Raw genomic sequence first — 15,135 nt, forward strand, 5'->3', positions numbered from 1 at the left:
AGCACAAGACATCTAAAAGTATGAGATCAGGAGCCGTCGCGACGGTCCACTGCGGCGGTCATTTCCTTCTCCACGGCAGACGTGATGGTCGCGGCGGAAACGTCGGACACCCCCGGCAGCCCGCTGTCCGACGACTCGCCGACCACCAGGTAGCGGGCCTCCGGGAAGCGACTCCGCCCTGCGGCGGTGGCACCGACCGGCCCTGCGCCGACCGCGATGATCATCTGGCATTTCTGCAGGCCGAGCGCGTTGAAGTACGCGGCGGCGTTCGCCGGGGTCTGCGGCCCGTTGACGGCTAGGTACTGAGTTTTCGCCAGGGTGGACAGCGACGCCTTCTGCATCCCGTCCCAGGCCGCCTTCGCCCCCTCACCGGCCAGACCACGGTCATCGGTGAGCAGACAGGCCGTGAACGCTCCGTACTCGCGCTCTCTCGGCGGCGCCGTCCGCTCGGGCCAGAGCAGCACCAGGCTCACGCCGATCAGCACGACCAGCCCGACCGACCCGACGACGGCCCATCGCCGTCGCAACCACCCGAGCATCCGACCTCCCCGTGACACGCTTCCGACCCGACGACCCGAGAGACGATACGTGCCCGCGCCCAGCTGTACGCTCCGGCGACGGGCCGCACGGTTCAGCACGACTGGGTCATACGCGTGGACCCGCTGGCCGCGCTGACCCTCTACGCGACGAACCGCTGACCCCGCTGCGCCGAACCGTTTGCGAGGATCGACGCATGCTCGATCATCAGCCTCAACCGCCGACGTCGGCGGCGTGGCCACAGGGGGTGGGCACCGCAGGTCCCCCTGTCCTGTCGGAGACGAACTCCAGAGATGGCCCGAGGCGGGCAGCTTCGATCTGGCGCAGGCCCTCGGTGCGTCTGCTCGTCGTCACCGTGGTGGTCGGCCTTGCCGTGATCGGGCTTCGCGGACGTCTCCCGGCTCCCCGGGGTGTCGTCGACGCGCTCGCCAAGGCCAGTTACGGCTGGGTCCTCCTCGCCGCGCTGCTGCAGATCGCCTCGATTGGCGCCTTCGCGTTCCAGCAGCGGCGTCTGCTGCAGAGGATGGGTGTGCGGCTGCGACGCTCCCACGCCTTCGCGGTCACCCTGGCCGGCACGGCGCTCTCCATCACCATGCCTGCCGGGGCTGCGGTCGCCACCGCGTTCACCATCCGGAAATATCAGCAGGCGGGCGCCACGCGCGAGGTGGCCGCCGCCACCGCGATCGTGTCCGGGCTGGCTTCCATTGGCGGGCTCGCCCTGCTCTACGTCGGCGGAGGCGGGGTGATCGTCGCCCGCAGCCCGAGGGCGTTCCTGAACTGGCAGCCGTTGGTCGTCGTCGTCGGGCTGGCCGCCCTCACCACCGCAGCCGTGGTGGTCGGGCGTCGGTTTTCCCGCCGGCACGCAGAGGAGCGCGGCCGGGGTGGGCGCGACATCGTCGCAGGGAGCCGAGCAACCAGCTGGCTACGAGCGGTGCTGAATTCGGCCCGGGACGGATGGCGGGCAGGCGCGGAACTGCGTGCCCGCGACTGGGCGGCTGCCCTCGCATTCGCCACCGCCAAGTGGCTGACGGACCTCATGTGCCTGACCGCTGCCGTTCGAGCGCTCGACCAGCCGATCGATCTGATTACGCTTGCCGGCATCTATCTCAGTGTCCAGATCGTCCGACAGGTGCCCCTCACCCCGGGAGGCATCGGCGTCATCGAGACTGCCCTCGCTGCCGGGCTCACCGCCGCCGGCGCGAGTGCGATCAGCGCGGCCGCCGCCGTTCTCGTCTACCGGATGCTCTCCTGCTGGCTCATCATCCCGGCCGGCGGCATCGCCGGGCTGATGCTCCGACGTCACGAGGACGCACCGGTCTGACCGCTGACGGGCATTCGGGGCAGGCGCGGGACGCGTACCGACATCCACCGCACCGCCCTGCGGCGACGATGGCGGCTGATTATGCGGCGGCCCATGGCGACGTGTTGCACGAGGTCGAACAGTGTCCGCTCGGGATGGGTCGGCACCTGCAGATGAACGAATGAACGGGCCGCAACTTCTTACGTGAGGCCGTGCTCGGGTGTGCCACCCGCATCATCGGCTGGTTGCTGGTCCGCTCGACCGTGCCCACGTGTGCGCAGTGCTGACCGTCGAAGGTCGGAAATGTCGACGTCCTGCTCCTCAAGGACATCGTAAAGATGCTCGGGTCCCCGGGACGCCAGAAGGTCGGCTTCCACCTCGTAGGCGGGTACCAACAGGCAGAAGTTGGTTTCACCCGTAGGACCAGCGACGAACTGGAAATCCTCCCCGAAGAGGGCCACCGGGGTAGGGAGCAGGAATCTCATCCCGGAGTTGGGCGGCACGTCGACATCCAGGCGAACCGGCTCGTCCCACGAAAGGAGTCGCCCCTGCTGCGCGTAACGCACCGCGCAGGACATCACAAAGTCCACCATATCTGGGCCCATGAACTGGCCGTCCAACACGAACAGCAACTCCTGGGCGTAACCGTCCCGGCGTGCCCAGCCACGCCGACGGGCGAGGCTGGCCAGCCCATCCGTGACCATGGTCAGCTGCCCGTCATTCGGCACCTCGGCGAATCCGTGGAGACGAATCACAGCCCCATCAGGGAGAGCCTCATCAAGGGTGCTGAAAGGTTTGCCGAGAAACCGGCGGAGATGACTCTCGACGACCTGCGACGCCGCTTTCCGGCGGCCGAACTTCACCATGATCGCGCGGACTCGTGATCCCACCGCAGTCCGGTGGCGCTTCGCACAGCCCGAGACGGAACCCCCGGAAGTTCCTCAGCATTTGCCACCTGCCAACTCCCGGGCGAGGTACAGGGGTCGGCCATCACCCGCTGCCAGGTCTCCAATCCCGCAGCGACAACGGCGAATCTGGTGTGCAGGAGGACGTCGTCAGACATGGGGATCGGATGAGAGTCGCCTGGCTCTGAGACATCCCACATCGTTGCCACCGCGTGTTGGGGGGTGTCCGGGGAACGCAGTGCAGCCGCCGGATCGTCAGTGAACTGCTCGATCTCCGCCTCCCCGGCCGCGGCTCGCAGCCCAACAAGATGGCCGCATGCGCCGGGGGTGACCTCATCGCCGAGGACAGCTGTACTCGCCCAGAATTTTTCGGAACCCATCGCGACAGCTTCCACCCCATCCGTACAGCGCTGGATCCGGCCCCTCGTCACCTGCCATCATTTCGCGCATGTTCCTGCGCCGCCACGCCCTGCACCGCCGCACCCTGCTCGGCGCAGGCCTCGCCGCCGCCACCGTCCTCACCGGTTGCCGCGATCAGGCCACCTTGCCTGCCGCGGCAACCGCTCCTGGCGCGGCGCCCGACGTCCGGACGGCGGCGACCACGTCGCCAAGGGCAGCAGCGGCATCGACGCCCGCCGGGGGCACCGCGGCCATGGGCGCTGCCGGCACGGCCACACCGTCCGGTCACGAACTGCGCCTGACGGCGGAGCTGACCCTTCCGTGCTGGTCAACCCCGACCGCAAGATGGTCCTGGTGCTCCTGACCAACGGCGCCCACCCCAACTGGAGTTGGGCCGACCCGACCCGGTGCGAGTCGCCGTGGCCAACATCTTTGCTTCGTAGCGCGGCCCGCACGTCACCGCCTCAGCCAAGCAGGGCACGTCGTTCGCTGACGTGACGCAGGTAGCCGTACCGAGTGCCCCCGGATGCGCGATCTCCTCAGCTCCATGACGGTGCAGCCAGACCCGTACGCCTTCCTGAAGTCGCCTCCCTGATCGCGTGTCGCGGCACGGCTCCGATCAGTCACGTCGGCACGCTGTCAGCGATGTCGCAGGTCGCTCGTCGAGTGCAGGCAGCGGCATCTCCGGACGATGTCGATCCGCCATACGATGACCATCATGGATCCGCAGAAGAAGCTCGATCACCCACGAACCAGTGACTCACGGTCCTCACACACCTTGTCCGTGGCCGTGACCATCGTGTTCGGGTTGCTCGGGCTCGTGATCGCCATCTGCGCCTCGGTCCCAGACTGGAGTGATTTCCTCCGTTCGTCGGAGGGAGCACCTCGGCCGTCCCCACAGCTGCCAGTCACCACCGTCACGGGCAGCACGGGCACAGCACCACCAAGCTTCAGCAGCCGCTACGGCGCCCCGCAGCAACTGTCGCGCTTCGTCGTCGCCGCGCCGTCCGACCCCTTCTGCGGGTACACGAGGGTTTCCCTGGACGACGACCCTGAGGCGCGGGTCAACCAGTGCGGCGAGAAGGACGCGGAGCTGATGTATGGCGGTTACGGTGACGCTCGTGGACTGCGCGGGGCCGACATAGCCTATTTTGGAACGGCTGGCGGGTCACAGCCGGCCACCGGCGAAGACTGCCTGCTTGCGGCGAAAACCCACGCGGTCAACGGTAAAGTGGTCGCGCCTCGCGCCCTTCGGCCCGGAATCGGCCTCTGCCTGCAAACGAGCGACGGCAACGTCGTCTGGCTCGGGCTCAAGAGCGTGAAGCCTGGGCAGTCAGACGACCTTCCCACCCTGACCTTCGCGGTCGCGCTCTGGCGATTGAGCTGAAAGCGGGCTGCGCTGACGCGACAGAGTCAGGATCACCGCCGGCCTCTGGATCCGGTCTCTGCCGCTCATCGGTTGGGGCCGACCAGCGTCGGTCAATGGCCGGCGAGCGCGATCAGCCGACCTGCCAGCACTGACACGCTGACGCAGCCAAGGCGGTCACCCCCGGGTAGACCGGGAGGGTTGACGGCCCTGATCAGTATGATCCGGCCGTGAACATCGCCACCGTTGTAGCGTCGGCTGAGGAACTGGTCGAACGGCCGTTCATCGGGGCATCGGCCGACACCAGTGACTGGCTGGAGGGGGCTGCACAGAGTGGGGCAAGAGCCCTGTTCGTGCCGATCGCGGTCTTCGAGAGTCTGCACGAGACGCCTGCCGACTATGACGGAACGGCATGGCGACTGTGGGAAGAGGCTTACAGCGGTTTCGAGCGGCATCGGCGGGATGCGGTCGCCGCGCTGACGGCGAGATGGGGTCCGGCGGAGCCGTACTCGTTCCGGGCAGAGTACGAGCGGGTGATCGCCGGTGACGAGGTTTCCCGGCTCGACTACGACCTCGCCATGTTCACCGGTGGCGAGCAGTTCCCGGCGTGGAGGCACGGTGGGCGGATCGTCGTGCTGCTGCTCGGTCAGATGGACAAGGAGTTCCCCATCGTTCTGACCGTCGCCGCCATCAAGGTACCCGTCTAGCTTGGTCTTCCCAGCGGCCCGCGGTGGTCGGTCGCTCATCCCGTGGAGACGGTCCTCCTCGGTGCGGGGCTGATTCCCGCTAGTGCCAGGTCGAGTAGTCGTTTCGCGTCGGCGGCGGGGTCCGGGTGGTGCTCCATGGCCAAGGCGATGCCAGTGATCAGCCCGAGCAGATCGTCGATGGTCACGTCCGGTGCCACCGCGCCGTCCGTCACGGCGCGACGTACGAGTGGTTCACCCGCATGGGTGAGCTGCGTGGAGGCGCAATGTCCGTGAGCCTCGGTAGGTTCAGAAGGGCAGTCGCCGGTGAGCGTCATGGCCAGTCCCCTCATCGTGGCGGCGTACCCGTTGACGGAGTTCAGCCACTCCAGCAGCGCGGCCCGCGCGTCTGCTGCGTCCCGCAGGGCGCGGGCCTGGTCGCACAGGGTCTCGATCAGTCCGCGAAAGACCGCGTCGAGTAGCGCGTGGCGGCTGGGGAAGTGCCGGCGCACGGTGGCCGAGCCGACTCCGGCGATGCGCCCGATCTGCTCCAGGGACGCGTCGGCGCCGTGCGCGGCGATCTCCTGCTCGGCCACGGCAAGCAGCCGCGCGTAGTTGCGCCGGGCGTCGGCTCGCTGAGCCGGCATGGGCGTCACCTCCAAGGTTGCTAAACGGCGGGGTCCGCCGTATCTTAGCTGAGGATAAACGGCGGACCCCGCCGTTTAATGTCGTCCCGCGACAGGAGACAGCTCATGGCCACTGATTCCGCACCCGTCCTGGTCACCGGCGCCACCGGGAAGCAGGGCGGTGCCACCGCTCGCGCCCTGCTCACGGCCGGCGTTCCCGTCCGGGCGCTGGTCCGCGACCCCGCGACCGAGCGCGCGAGGACGATCGAGGCCCTCGGCGCCGATCTGGTCACCGGCGACCTCACGGATCGCGACTCGGTGGTCAGGGCCGCGCGAGGAGCACGAGCCGTCTTCTCGGTGCAGATGCCCCCGATGAACGGAAACACGATCGACTTCGACGGCGAGCTGGCCCAGGCGGTCAACCTGATCGACGGCGCACTGGCCGCAGAGGTGCCGCAGTTCGTGCACACGTCGGTCAGCGGCGCCGGACAGCACACCGAAACCGCCAGCTGGGCGGAAGGTCGCTGGGCGACCCTCGAGCCCTACTACGCCACCAAGGCCGGTATCCAGGACCGGGTCCGCGATGCGGGCTTCGCGCACTGGACGATCCTCAAGCCGGGCTTCTTCATGGACAACCTCCTGCCCTCCGCGGCATACCTGTTCCCCCGCGGCGTCGCGGGCGGCCTGGCGACCGTCCTGAAGCCCCAGACGTCGCTCTCCCTCGTCGCGGTGGACGACATCGGCCGGGCAGCCGCCGCGGCCATCGCCGAGCCCGATCGATTCGACGGTGTCGAGCTGGAGCTGGCGAGCGACTACCGGACGTTGACGGAGATCGCCAAGGTCCTCTCCGACGCCCTGGGCACCGAGCTGACCGCGCCGGACATGACCGAGGAGGAGGCGGTCGCCGCAGGAATGCCGCAGTGGGCCGGCGTCTCCCACGAGAAGATGAACGTGACCGGGCAACCTGCCCGCCCGGAGTACGCGCAAGCCCTCGGCATTCCCCTCACGTCCCTCGAAGAGTGGGCGCACCAGAATCTGCCCGAGCCGTCGCGGCGATGACTCGGCCATGACCCATGATCACCTACGGAAGGACCGTGGCCGCCCTCGGCGATGACAACGGGCGGCCACGGCCGTGCGGTGGTGGGTCAGGCGTCCGAGCCGACAATGGCGGTGACCCGGATCTCGATCCGCATCTTCGGTGCCCCCAGGGCCGAGACTCCGATCTGGGTCCAGATCGGCGCGCGGTCGCCCATCCGCTTGCGGAACTGCTCCACCATCACCCGGGTCTGTGCCTGGCCGATCTGCTCGGCGGACTCGGGGATGTGGTACGAGTGCACCGAGACGACGTCGCGCCAGGTGGCGCCGGCCGTGGCGAGGGTCCGTTCGACGTTGTCGAAAGCCCGGATGATCTCGGCTTCGAGGGACTCGGGGAAGGTGATGTCGTCGTCCCACCCGCCCTGGCCCGAGATCTCGACCCGGTCTCCGATCCGGAGCGCCTGCGAGTAGTGCAGGTTGGCTCGCATGGAGTCGCCGTAGCCCGGCGTGGCGAAGAATTCTGGCTTGTTCATGATCGTCTCGTTTCCCTTGACTTCATGCATGAAGTAAACGTATCTCGCTTGACTTCAAGCTTCAAGTGACGGTTGCTCGGTAGGCTGCCGCCATGGTCAGCACCGCGAAGCCGGATTCCGACGCGGACACCCACGACGAGACACCCTGGCTGGACGCCGACGAGAAGGAAGCGTGGAGCGGGCTGGTCTCGCTGGTCCTACTCCTGCCGGGGCAGTTGGAGGCGCCACTGCACCGGGCGGCCGGCCTGACCCTCTTCGAGTACCTGACCCTCAGCCACATCTCCGAGGCTCCGGAGCGCCGGCTGCGGATGAGCGAGCTGGCCTACCTGGCCAACGGCTCCCTGTCCCGCCTGTCCAACGTCGTCAAACGGTTCGAGCAACGGGGCTGGGTGCGGCGTTCACCCGACCCGGACGACGGCCGCTACACGCTGGCCGCCCTCACCGACGCCGGCTACCAGGTGGTCGTCGCCGCCGCCCCCACCCACGTCCGGGCGGTGCGTCGCCTCGTCCTGGACCCGCTCTCCCCCGAGGACCGGCGAGCCCTCGTCCGGATCGCCGCCAAGCTGGGTTTCCGGTCCACCGACCCGACCTGAGGCGTTTCGTCAGTCAGGCCGGGCGCGTCGGGTGAGGCCGACCAGTGTCGCCAGGCGCGCCACGCCGGCCGACGCCGGGCCGCGCGCGGGGAACCTCGGCGATCACCGTACGCGGCTGCCACCACGCCTGCCGTCGCACCACCATGGACGCGCGAACTTGTGCATCAGTCGTCGCGGTGACGAGTTTGCCGGCGCCCAGAGGTCTACTCTCGGGACCGGGACAACCACCTCACAGGGAGTAGGGCATGGGCCTCATCCACATCGAGCTGTTCGCCACCCTCGACCTTGTCGCGCAGTCGCCCGGCGGCCCCGACGAGGATCCGGCGGGGTTCTCATTCGGCGGATGGCAGGCGCCCCTGCTGGATGAGGTCTCCGGGGCGCAGGTTCTTGCCGCGTACGAGGGCACGGACGCCCTTCTGCTCGGCCGCCGGACCTACGACATGTTCGCCGCCTACTGGCCCCACCAGGAGGGCGGCGAGGACGACGCGATCGCCACGCTCTTCAACCGCGTCCCGAAGTACGTGGCCTCCCGCGGCGGGCCCGACCTCTCGTGGGCCGGGTCCACGCAGCTCGGCCCAGATCTGGCCGACGCGGTACGCGAGGTCCGTGACCGGCACGAGCACGTGAAGGTTGTCGGGAGCCTGAACCTGGTGCAGACACTCCTGCGCGAGAAGCTCTTCGACCGTCTCGACCTCTGGGTGCACCCGCTCGTGCTCGGCGCCGGCAAGAAGGTGTTCGACGGTGACGCGGTGCCCACGAACCTCACACTCCTCGAACCACCGGCGGCCAGCCCGAAGGGCACCGTCTACCTGCGCTACGGGCTCGCCGACGGCACGCCCGGCACGGGCGACATGGCCGCACCCGATCGCGGCGTCGGGCACGACGACTGACGTGACCCGCGCCCAGCGCGCCGCCGTCGGCTCCGGCACCTCGCACGTGGCACGGACAGCGCGGCGGTGTAGGCGACACTCACTGGGCGATGTCGTCCGGCTCGGGTTGAAGAGCTGCCGCGGCGCGCGGTGGCAGGATGGGCGCCATGGCTGAGGAGAGTGCCGCGGCACAGCGGCTCTACGAGGAGTTGCTGACCGCCTGGAACGACCGCGATGCGAGCCGCTACGCCGCCTTGTTCGCCGACGGCGGTTCGTTGATTGGCTTCGATGGCAGCCAGGTCAGCGCGTCGGAGGTGCAGGGACACCTGGCGCCGATTTTCACGGACCACCCGACTGCCGCCTACGTGTGGAGAGTGCAGGAGGTACGCCCGCTCGGCAGCGCGGTTGTCCTGCTGCGAGCACGGGTCGGGATGATCCCACCGAACCAAACGGATCTGAACCCGGCAGTCAATGCCGTACAGACGCTGGTCGCGGTGCAGCAGGATGGCACGTGGCGTGTCGCGTCGTTCCAGAACACGCCGGCGCAGTACCACGGCCGACCTGATCTCGCCGACGAACACACGGCCGACATGCGTGATGCCATGATCGCGGCCGGTCGTGACCACTGACGGGAAGCCACCGACGATGACGTGTGTGGAACGCCAGTCAGCCCGTTCACCCCGGCGTGGGTGAGCGGCATGACGGTCGCGGGTCATGGCGGAGGGTTGAGCCGTTCAGTGTGAACGGTGGTATTCGTGGACGACCGCGTGACCCTTACCACGCGAGATCATCCATCGGTTGACCGGCGTGGTGAGCAGGAACGCGACGAGCAGGGAGGCCGCGAGCGCGGCCCAGAACAGCATGCTCGTCAGACCTGCGTCCATGGCGCCGGGCACGGTGAGCACGACGGTGTTGTCGAGGATCTCCATGACGGCGATCGACACGGTGTCCGCGGCGAGTGCGACCTTCAGCGCGGTGCGCAGCGCGACGCCGGCGCGCAGAACTCCTCGCATGGTGAGGGTGTAGCCAAAGACGAACGCCAGCACGATGGACAGGGCGACGCTGGCGGCGTTGTGCAGGACGAGTGCGGTGCCGATGACCATGCCCAGGACCTCGCCGATGGCGCATCCGGTCAGACAGTGCAGGGTCGCCTGCACGGCAACGGCCCACGTGGTGGTGATCGGATGGCGGTGCTCGTGGTGCTCCGCGCCGTCCTCGCCGGACGGCTAACGATGCAGGGTGGGCCGGTAGACCAGCTCTTGGATGTCACCGTCGAGAGTCCTGTTCTCGAGCAGCTCCAGGTCGAAGTCGGCTGCACCCTGGAAGATCGGGTCCAGCCCGCTCTGACCGGTGACGACCGGGAAGAGCGTCACTTGCACGCGGTCGACGAGGCCGGCGGCCATCAACGCCCGGTTCATCGACAGGCTGCCGTGGGAGCGCAACGGCACCTCAGACTGCTCCTTGAGCCGGGCGACGACGTCGACGGCGTCACCTCGCTCGACTGTCGCGTTGGGCCAGTCGAGCGGTTCCTCCAGCGTCGTCGACACCACCGTTGCCGGCGAGTTCCACATCCGAGTGACCCACGGGTCGCGCACCTCGGATTCCTCGGTGCTCCCGGCCAGCATGTCGACGAACAACCGATAGGTGTTGGCCCCGAAGACCATCCGCTGCTTCGCGTCGTACAGGGCGAGGCGGTGGTCGAGCAGTTCGGGGCCCTGCTTACCCCAATAGCCGGTCCAGTCGGCGCCGGCGCCGCCGTAGCCGTCCAGGCTCGAAAAGACGTCGAACGTGTAGGTGGCGGTCATCTCGTTCTCCTTCCGTACGGCTGATTGGTGTGACCAGGCGGGACCGGTGGGCGTCCAGTTTCCCACCGGCGCCCCGGGGCGTCGGGGATCAGGCGACGTGTCGCTCAACCGACCCGCTGGGCGAGCACCTGCCCCGGCCAGGATCCAGCCAGGAACGTTTCGGTGGACGTGAACCCGTGGCGCTCGTAGAACGCCACCAACTCGCCGCCGCCGCCCGCCCAGCAGTCGACCCGTAGCAACCGCACACCGGCTCGCCGGGTCTCCTCGGCGGCGTGTGCCAACAGTGCCGAGCCGAGGTTGTGGCCGGCGAATCGTCGGTCGGAGACCAGGAGGCGGACGTACCGCTCGGGTTCTTCCGCACGCGCGATCGGCGCCTGCGGACTGGGCCCGGAGTCCAATACCAGGGCTGCGGCGGGTGTTCCGTCCAGCTCCGCGATGTACGGGACGTTCTCGGTCATGTACCGATCGACCCGCTCGGCCCCTCCGGGCTTCTCGGAGAACAGTGTCGTGCCCCACTGCTCGGTGTTGCCTCGATCGATCATCCAGATCACCGCGGAGTCGAGCATGCTCAGGACGGCGGCTGCGTCGGCCGGGCCGCCGCGTCTGATACGAACGCCGCGGGTGGTGTCGTTCATGGCGCAACCGTAGTCCCGGACCAGGCCGATCAGGCCCGAGACCATCCTCCAGCAGATATACGTGCCAGCACGCCACAGAACACCGAGAACGCCCTCGACCAGCTCGGCGCGCTGCCGGAGGAGACGCTGATGGTCGGCGATCGGCACGAGTACGACGGCGCCGCCCTGGACGTCGGCCTGACGACGCTGCTGCTGCCGCCACTGACCGACGTCCGTCACGAGCGGCTCGGCCTGGCCGCCAGGCTGCTCGGCATCTCCCTCACAGAGGGCACACCGATGGTTGGGTGGTGGGCACGGAGGTTGGGACCTTCGTGATCAGAGGATCACACTGACTCCGGCCGCCTTACACGCGGCGGTGACGTCCTTGCCGGCCTTCAAGAAGGCCGGGTTGTCGGCAGCGCTCCCCGGGTCAGCCGCCGCTGCGGCCTTGGCCGCCTCGGCACCGAACGGCCGAAGCGCACCAGCCACCTTGCTGTCACCGCCGGCCGAGGCCAACGCACTGACCTTCTGCTCCAACTCCGTCAGAGCCTTCTTGAAATCCGCCGCCGACGGCTCACCAGCCATCGCAATCTTCACCAGTTCCGCCTTCATCCCGTCGCTGGCCTTCTTCACCGACGTGCAGAGTTCCTTGTCGCTCGTGGTGACCGTCGCGGCTGACGCCGTCGGCACGGCGGTTGGGGAGGCGGCCGCCGAGGCTGCGGCGGTGGACGTGGTGGTAGACGGCGTAGATCCGGCGGTCGTCGCCCCATCTCCGTCACCGCAGGCGGTGAGAGCGGTCGTAGCGGCAAGGACCAACAGGGCGGAGACGATTCGAGAGAGATTCACGGACGCGCACGCTAAACGATGAACGAGAGATGATCAATTCTGCAAGGGACGGACGCCGTTCACCACAGCGGCTCTGCCGACGCCGGCTGCGGGCGGGCACCATCGGCGATCACGGGTACGCCCATCGGGAGGCACCAGCGCTCGGCCAGTCCCAAACGAGGCCGTCGGGTAGGAGCCGATCAATGTGCCCGTCGTGGTCACTGCCCCGGGGAGTCTCGGTCGTTCCCGGCCGGATCGGGGTTTCGGCCCAGGGCTGGTCAGCGGGTGAGGCCGACCAGCGTCGCCAGTCGCGCCACGCCGGACGGCGCCGGGTGCGCGCGGGCGATCTCGGCGATCACGGTACGCGCCAACGGCCGACACCGAACCTCGGCCGGCGCGATGCTGTCCGCGTCGACCAGCGCGCGTGCGGCGCCGCGCAGGTCACCAACCTGGAGGTACGCCCGCGCGGCGTCGACCAGATACGCGCCCCGATACTCGGCCGGCAACCGCCGCCACGCCTCCCGCCGAATCAGGATCACGTGTTGGCGCATCGCCTCGTCGATGTCACACCGCGAGGCCGCCACCAGCACCCGCGCCATCTCGACAGTGATCGGCCCGAAGCTGGTGCGGTGCTGGTCGTCGTACCCCCGAAGGTTGGCGGCGATCCCCGCGGCCCGCTCGGTCAGCTCGTCGGCGCGCCGGGTGTCGCCGCAGCCGGCGGCGGCCAGGGCGGCCTGAACCAGCAGCGTCCCACCCACGGCCCACTCCCCCGCCGGCCGCTGCGGCACGGACGTGACGCGGTGCGCGGCGGCGAGCGTCGCGGTCAGGGCCAGGCGGTCGCGGTTCGACGCGCGCAACGCCTGGGCGACCGAGAGCGCCGCCGTCGCCGCGAGGACCGGGGCGTCGCCGGCGGCGGCCATCGCCCGGTCGGCGGCCAGCCAGCCGAGGTCGGCCTCACCGAGCTTCACCAGAAGCGACGAGCAGATCCGGTACGCCTGCACCAACAACTCTCGTGCCTGTGCGGCCTGGGCGGCGTCGAGCAGACCCGGCAACACCCGCACCAACTGCCCGTAGTGCGCGTGCTGGTAGGTCAACCAGGCGTACCCGACCTGCCTTCGTACCTCGTCCGTTGTTCGGGCCGGGGCCTGCGGGGTGTCGTAGCGGGCGAGAGCGGCCCGGATGTCGTCCACCCCGACCGGCGTGCCCTCCGGAGTGCTGCGCTGCTGGCCGAGCAGCACCTCCGGGTCGACGCGCAGCACGTGGGCCAGCTCCTGGATCACCGAGTACCGGTCCAGAGTGCGCACTCCCCGCTCCACCTTGTCCACCCAGCTCTTCGACCTACGCACCCGATCGGCGAGCATCTGCTGCGTCATCGACCGCCGCACCCGCCACCGCGCCACCCGCCGGCCGATCGGAAGGTCATCGCTGGTCACGCCGCCACCGCCGGTCTGGGACCGCACGGGTCGTGTCCTCCACAGGTACGCGCTCCGCCTCGGCCTGAGCCAGGAGGCGCTGTTTGGCAGCCTCCCGCTCGGCCGCCTCCGACTGCTCGGCCTTGTCGTCCGACTCGCTGTCGCGCTGACCGCTCAATCCCCGCCTCCTCCGGCAGAGGCCCAGCGGTGATGCTCGAGAGCCGACCACCATCACACCAGGCCAACGGGACGCGTTGCATCCCGAAGCGGACATTAGGGCGGATCAGTGATGGTTAGATTACTGGCGGTTATGCAGCCAGGTTGATGCCGATGCGACCAGCAAGCAGTCGCAGCTCGTCGGGGATCGCCCGGCGCTGTGCTCGCTGGGCCAGCGCCACCACGGCATCGCGGGCGAGCGGGTTGAGAGCGAACGGCACCGGGCCTGCCTGCTCGGCCTGCACGAAGGCCGCCAGCGCCTCGGCGTCCCGACGACCGCCGTCGGCCAGGGCGCGACCGACGTCGAGCCAGTAGGACTGTTGGCGGATCGACGCGGCGAGAACCTGTGGACGTACCGTCCGGGACAGCTCGATGACACGGCCGGACTCGCCTTGCTCCGCTGCGATGGACATCTCCCAGAGCCCCACGTTGGTCGGCCCGAACCCACAACCGTTGAACCCTGCCCCGTCAGACGGATCCCCGAGGGTTGCCGCCTCGCGCGCCGCCTCGGCGAGATGGTCGCGAGCAACGTCCAGGCGACCGCTGACAGTCGAGGTCAACGCTGCCGAGAGGTGGAGTTGTCCGAGCATCTGCCGTACCCGCTCGTCGGCGGCATCGGCTTGTAGCTCGGCCAGCGAACGGTCGGCAGCTCGGGCAGCAAGTGCCGCGGATTCGATCGGCAGGCTCTGCGCATAGGCGAACCGGGACGCGCCGATCCACGCTGGGTCTTCGGTCTGCTCGGCCACTGATACGGCAACCCGTGCGGCGCTGAGCGCCAGGTGCCGGTATCCGAGGTGCCGGAGACAGGTGGAGGCTTGATAGGCCACCTGGGCGAGAGGAGCACCGCCTACGGCTGCGGCTTCGAGCAGGAGGGCGGGGAGCAGGCGAGCCATCGCTGGGTAGTTGCACGAGTTCCGAAGCTCATCGGCGCGAGCGATCTCGGCCGTCAGGCGATCCTTTGCATAGGTTGACGGTCGGCGCTCGCCGTCCTCGATCTCGATCAGGGCCGACCAGATCGCCGGTACGCACTCGGCGGCGCTCTCGCGGGCCGGATCGCCGGACTCCGTGCCCTGGCCAAGGAGGTCGGCCACCGTGACTTGGAGGGCGGCAGCAAGAGCGACCAGAGTGGAGCGACGGTCGATGGTCTTCCGGCCCGACTCGAGCTGCGACACGTACGACTGGGTGACGCCAGCTAGCCCAGCGAGGACGGCCTGAGTCATTCCGCCACGGCGCATACGCCAATACCGGATCCTGGCACCGATGGTGTCCGGCTTCTTCACCATGCCTTCGCCCACTCCCAAGTAGGGGACTGGGATAGCGGCTAGCGACCTCTATCCCCGCACGGTTAAACGGTACACCGGCAGAGTGCCACGCTGGTGAAACCGAACACCGCCAGCAGCACGGACTGACTGCACCT

At 68.8% G+C, this 15,135-nt stretch carries 18 protein-coding genes; 8 read left to right on the top strand and 10 right to left on the bottom strand.

Features of this window, described 5'->3' with window-relative positions:
• Positions 1–26: 26 nt before the first annotated feature.
• Positions 27–539: a hypothetical protein gene (locus ACLJN9_RS03205; RefSeq protein WP_410809441.1), complete on the bottom strand. Its 513-nt coding sequence runs from the start codon at positions 537–539 to the stop codon at positions 27–29.
• A gap of 332 nt (positions 540–871) precedes the next feature.
• Between ACLJN9_RS03205 and ACLJN9_RS03210 the strand changes: the two genes are divergently transcribed.
• The gene (locus tag ACLJN9_RS03210; RefSeq protein WP_410809442.1) at positions 872–1,858 is read left to right on the top strand and encodes a lysylphosphatidylglycerol synthase transmembrane domain-containing protein; all 987 of its coding nucleotides are present in this window, start codon (positions 872–874) and stop codon (positions 1,856–1,858) included.
• A gap of 179 nt (positions 1,859–2,037) precedes the next feature.
• On the opposite strand, the gene ACLJN9_RS03215 is transcribed toward ACLJN9_RS03210, so the two are convergent.
• Positions 2,038–2,703: a suppressor of fused domain protein gene (locus ACLJN9_RS03215; RefSeq protein ID WP_410809443.1), complete on the bottom strand. Its 666-nt coding sequence runs from the start codon at positions 2,701–2,703 to the stop codon at positions 2,038–2,040.
• 1,156 nt (positions 2,704–3,859) lie between these two features.
• Here ACLJN9_RS03215 and ACLJN9_RS03220 point away from each other — a divergent pair.
• Complete coding sequence (locus tag ACLJN9_RS03220) at positions 3,860–4,528, top strand: hypothetical protein (protein WP_410809444.1); 669 nt, start codon at positions 3,860–3,862, stop codon at positions 4,526–4,528.
• Positions 4,529–4,737: 209 nt separating this feature from the next.
• A complete protein-coding gene (locus ACLJN9_RS03225; protein ID WP_410809445.1) occupies positions 4,738–5,214 on the top strand; it encodes a hypothetical protein in 477 nt (158 codons plus the stop codon).
• A 35-nt stretch (positions 5,215–5,249) separates the two neighbouring features.
• Here the strand turns inward: ACLJN9_RS03225 and ACLJN9_RS03230 are convergent, their stop codons facing one another.
• Positions 5,250–5,837, bottom strand: coding sequence for a TetR/AcrR family transcriptional regulator (locus ACLJN9_RS03230; RefSeq protein ID WP_410809446.1), 588 nt, complete (start codon positions 5,835–5,837; stop codon positions 5,250–5,252).
• A 105-nt stretch (positions 5,838–5,942) separates the two neighbouring features.
• Here ACLJN9_RS03230 and ACLJN9_RS03235 point away from each other — a divergent pair, with 105 nt between their 5' ends.
• Positions 5,943–6,875 carry an NmrA family NAD(P)-binding protein gene (locus ACLJN9_RS03235; RefSeq protein WP_410809447.1) on the top strand — a complete coding sequence of 311 codons (933 nt, stop codon included), beginning with the start codon at positions 5,943–5,945 and terminating at the stop codon, positions 6,873–6,875.
• An 86-nt stretch (positions 6,876–6,961) separates the two neighbouring features.
• Here the strand turns inward: ACLJN9_RS03235 and ACLJN9_RS03240 are convergent, their stop codons facing one another.
• On the bottom strand, positions 6,962–7,384 hold the full coding sequence (locus ACLJN9_RS03240) for a RidA family protein (RefSeq protein ID WP_410809448.1): 423 nt from the start codon (positions 7,382–7,384) through the stop codon (positions 6,962–6,964).
• Positions 7,385–7,476: 92 nt separating this feature from the next.
• On the opposite strand from ACLJN9_RS03240, the gene ACLJN9_RS03245 reads away from it, so the two are divergent.
• The 3 genes from ACLJN9_RS03245 to ACLJN9_RS03255 all read left to right on the top strand — a co-directional run bounded on the left by ACLJN9_RS03245 (position 7,477) and on the right by ACLJN9_RS03255 (position 9,475).
• Positions 7,477–7,977, top strand: coding sequence for a MarR family winged helix-turn-helix transcriptional regulator (locus ACLJN9_RS03245; RefSeq protein ID WP_410809449.1), 501 nt, complete (start codon positions 7,477–7,479; stop codon positions 7,975–7,977).
• Between the two features lie 245 nt (positions 7,978–8,222).
• Positions 8,223–8,867, top strand: a complete 645-nt coding sequence (locus ACLJN9_RS03250; RefSeq protein ID WP_410809450.1) for a dihydrofolate reductase family protein — start codon at positions 8,223–8,225, stop codon at positions 8,865–8,867.
• Positions 8,868–9,013: 146 nt separating this feature from the next.
• A complete protein-coding gene (locus ACLJN9_RS03255; protein WP_410809451.1) occupies positions 9,014–9,475 on the top strand; it encodes an SgcJ/EcaC family oxidoreductase in 462 nt (153 codons plus the stop codon).
• Between the two features lie 105 nt (positions 9,476–9,580).
• Here ACLJN9_RS03255 and ACLJN9_RS03260 read toward each other — a convergent pair whose 3' ends face one another.
• From ACLJN9_RS03260 to ACLJN9_RS03270, 3 genes are all read right to left on the bottom strand, one after another.
• Positions 9,581–10,027, bottom strand: coding sequence for a DUF4396 domain-containing protein (locus ACLJN9_RS03260; RefSeq protein WP_410809537.1), 447 nt, complete (start codon positions 10,025–10,027; stop codon positions 9,581–9,583).
• Positions 10,028–10,072: 45 nt separating this feature from the next.
• Entirely contained in the window at positions 10,073–10,651 is a 579-nt protein-coding gene (locus ACLJN9_RS03265) for a dihydrofolate reductase family protein (protein WP_410809452.1), read from the bottom strand.
• Positions 10,652–10,755: 104 nt separating this feature from the next.
• Complete coding sequence (locus tag ACLJN9_RS03270; RefSeq protein WP_410809453.1) at positions 10,756–11,286, bottom strand: GNAT family N-acetyltransferase; 531 nt, start codon at positions 11,284–11,286, stop codon at positions 10,756–10,758.
• 129 nt (positions 11,287–11,415) lie between these two features.
• Here ACLJN9_RS03270 and ACLJN9_RS03275 point away from each other — a divergent pair, with 129 nt between their 5' ends.
• On the top strand, positions 11,416–11,601 hold the full coding sequence (locus tag ACLJN9_RS03275) for a hypothetical protein (protein WP_410809454.1): 186 nt from the start codon (positions 11,416–11,418) through the stop codon (positions 11,599–11,601).
• Here the strand turns inward: ACLJN9_RS03275 and ACLJN9_RS03280 are convergent, their stop codons facing one another.
• From ACLJN9_RS03280 to ACLJN9_RS03290, 3 genes are all read right to left on the bottom strand, one after another.
• The gene (locus tag ACLJN9_RS03280; RefSeq protein WP_410809455.1) at positions 11,602–11,898 is read right to left on the bottom strand and encodes a hypothetical protein; all 297 of its coding nucleotides are present in this window, start codon (positions 11,896–11,898) and stop codon (positions 11,602–11,604) included.
• A gap of 470 nt (positions 11,899–12,368) precedes the next feature.
• Positions 12,369–13,550 (bottom strand): helix-turn-helix domain-containing protein, encoded by a 1,182-nt coding sequence (locus tag ACLJN9_RS03285; protein WP_410809456.1) that lies wholly within the window; start codon positions 13,548–13,550, stop codon positions 12,369–12,371.
• A gap of 260 nt (positions 13,551–13,810) precedes the next feature.
• Positions 13,811–15,001 (bottom strand): helix-turn-helix domain-containing protein, encoded by a 1,191-nt coding sequence (locus ACLJN9_RS03290; RefSeq protein WP_410809538.1) that lies wholly within the window; start codon positions 14,999–15,001, stop codon positions 13,811–13,813.
• Positions 15,002–15,135: the final 134 nt, after the last annotated feature.

Origin of the sequence: Micromonospora sp. 067-2, from assembly GCF_046549295.1 — a bacterium.
GTDB lineage: Bacteria > Actinomycetota > Actinomycetes > Mycobacteriales > Micromonosporaceae > Micromonospora.

Excerpts from the sequence above, each read along its gene's own strand:
- ACLJN9_RS03205 (WP_410809441.1), bottom strand. The coding sequence starts at position 539 with ATGCTCGGGTGGTTGCGACGGCGATGGGCCGTCGTCGGGTCGGTCGGG.
- ACLJN9_RS03215 (WP_410809443.1), bottom strand. The coding sequence starts at position 2,703 with ATGGTGAAGTTCGGCCGCCGGAAAGCGGCGTCGCAGGTCGTCGAGAGT.
- ACLJN9_RS03220 (WP_410809444.1), top strand. The coding sequence starts at position 3,860 with ATGGATCCGCAGAAGAAGCTCGATCACCCACGAACCAGTGACTCACGG.
- ACLJN9_RS03230 (WP_410809446.1), bottom strand. The coding sequence starts at position 5,837 with ATGCCGGCTCAGCGAGCCGACGCCCGGCGCAACTACGCGCGGCTGCTT.
- ACLJN9_RS03235 (WP_410809447.1), top strand. The coding sequence starts at position 5,943 with ATGGCCACTGATTCCGCACCCGTCCTGGTCACCGGCGCCACCGGGAAG.
- ACLJN9_RS03240 (WP_410809448.1), bottom strand. The coding sequence starts at position 7,384 with ATGAACAAGCCAGAATTCTTCGCCACGCCGGGCTACGGCGACTCCATG.
- ACLJN9_RS03245 (WP_410809449.1), top strand. The coding sequence starts at position 7,477 with ATGGTCAGCACCGCGAAGCCGGATTCCGACGCGGACACCCACGACGAG.
- ACLJN9_RS03250 (WP_410809450.1), top strand. The coding sequence starts at position 8,223 with ATGGGCCTCATCCACATCGAGCTGTTCGCCACCCTCGACCTTGTCGCG.
- ACLJN9_RS03255 (WP_410809451.1), top strand. The coding sequence starts at position 9,014 with ATGGCTGAGGAGAGTGCCGCGGCACAGCGGCTCTACGAGGAGTTGCTG.
- ACLJN9_RS03265 (WP_410809452.1), bottom strand. The coding sequence starts at position 10,651 with ATGACCGCCACCTACACGTTCGACGTCTTTTCGAGCCTGGACGGCTAC.
- ACLJN9_RS03270 (WP_410809453.1), bottom strand. The coding sequence starts at position 11,286 with ATGAACGACACCACCCGCGGCGTTCGTATCAGACGCGGCGGCCCGGCC.
- ACLJN9_RS03275 (WP_410809454.1), top strand. The coding sequence starts at position 11,416 with ATGGTCGGCGATCGGCACGAGTACGACGGCGCCGCCCTGGACGTCGGC.
- ACLJN9_RS03290 (WP_410809538.1), bottom strand. The coding sequence starts at position 15,001 with ATGGTGAAGAAGCCGGACACCATCGGTGCCAGGATCCGGTATTGGCGT.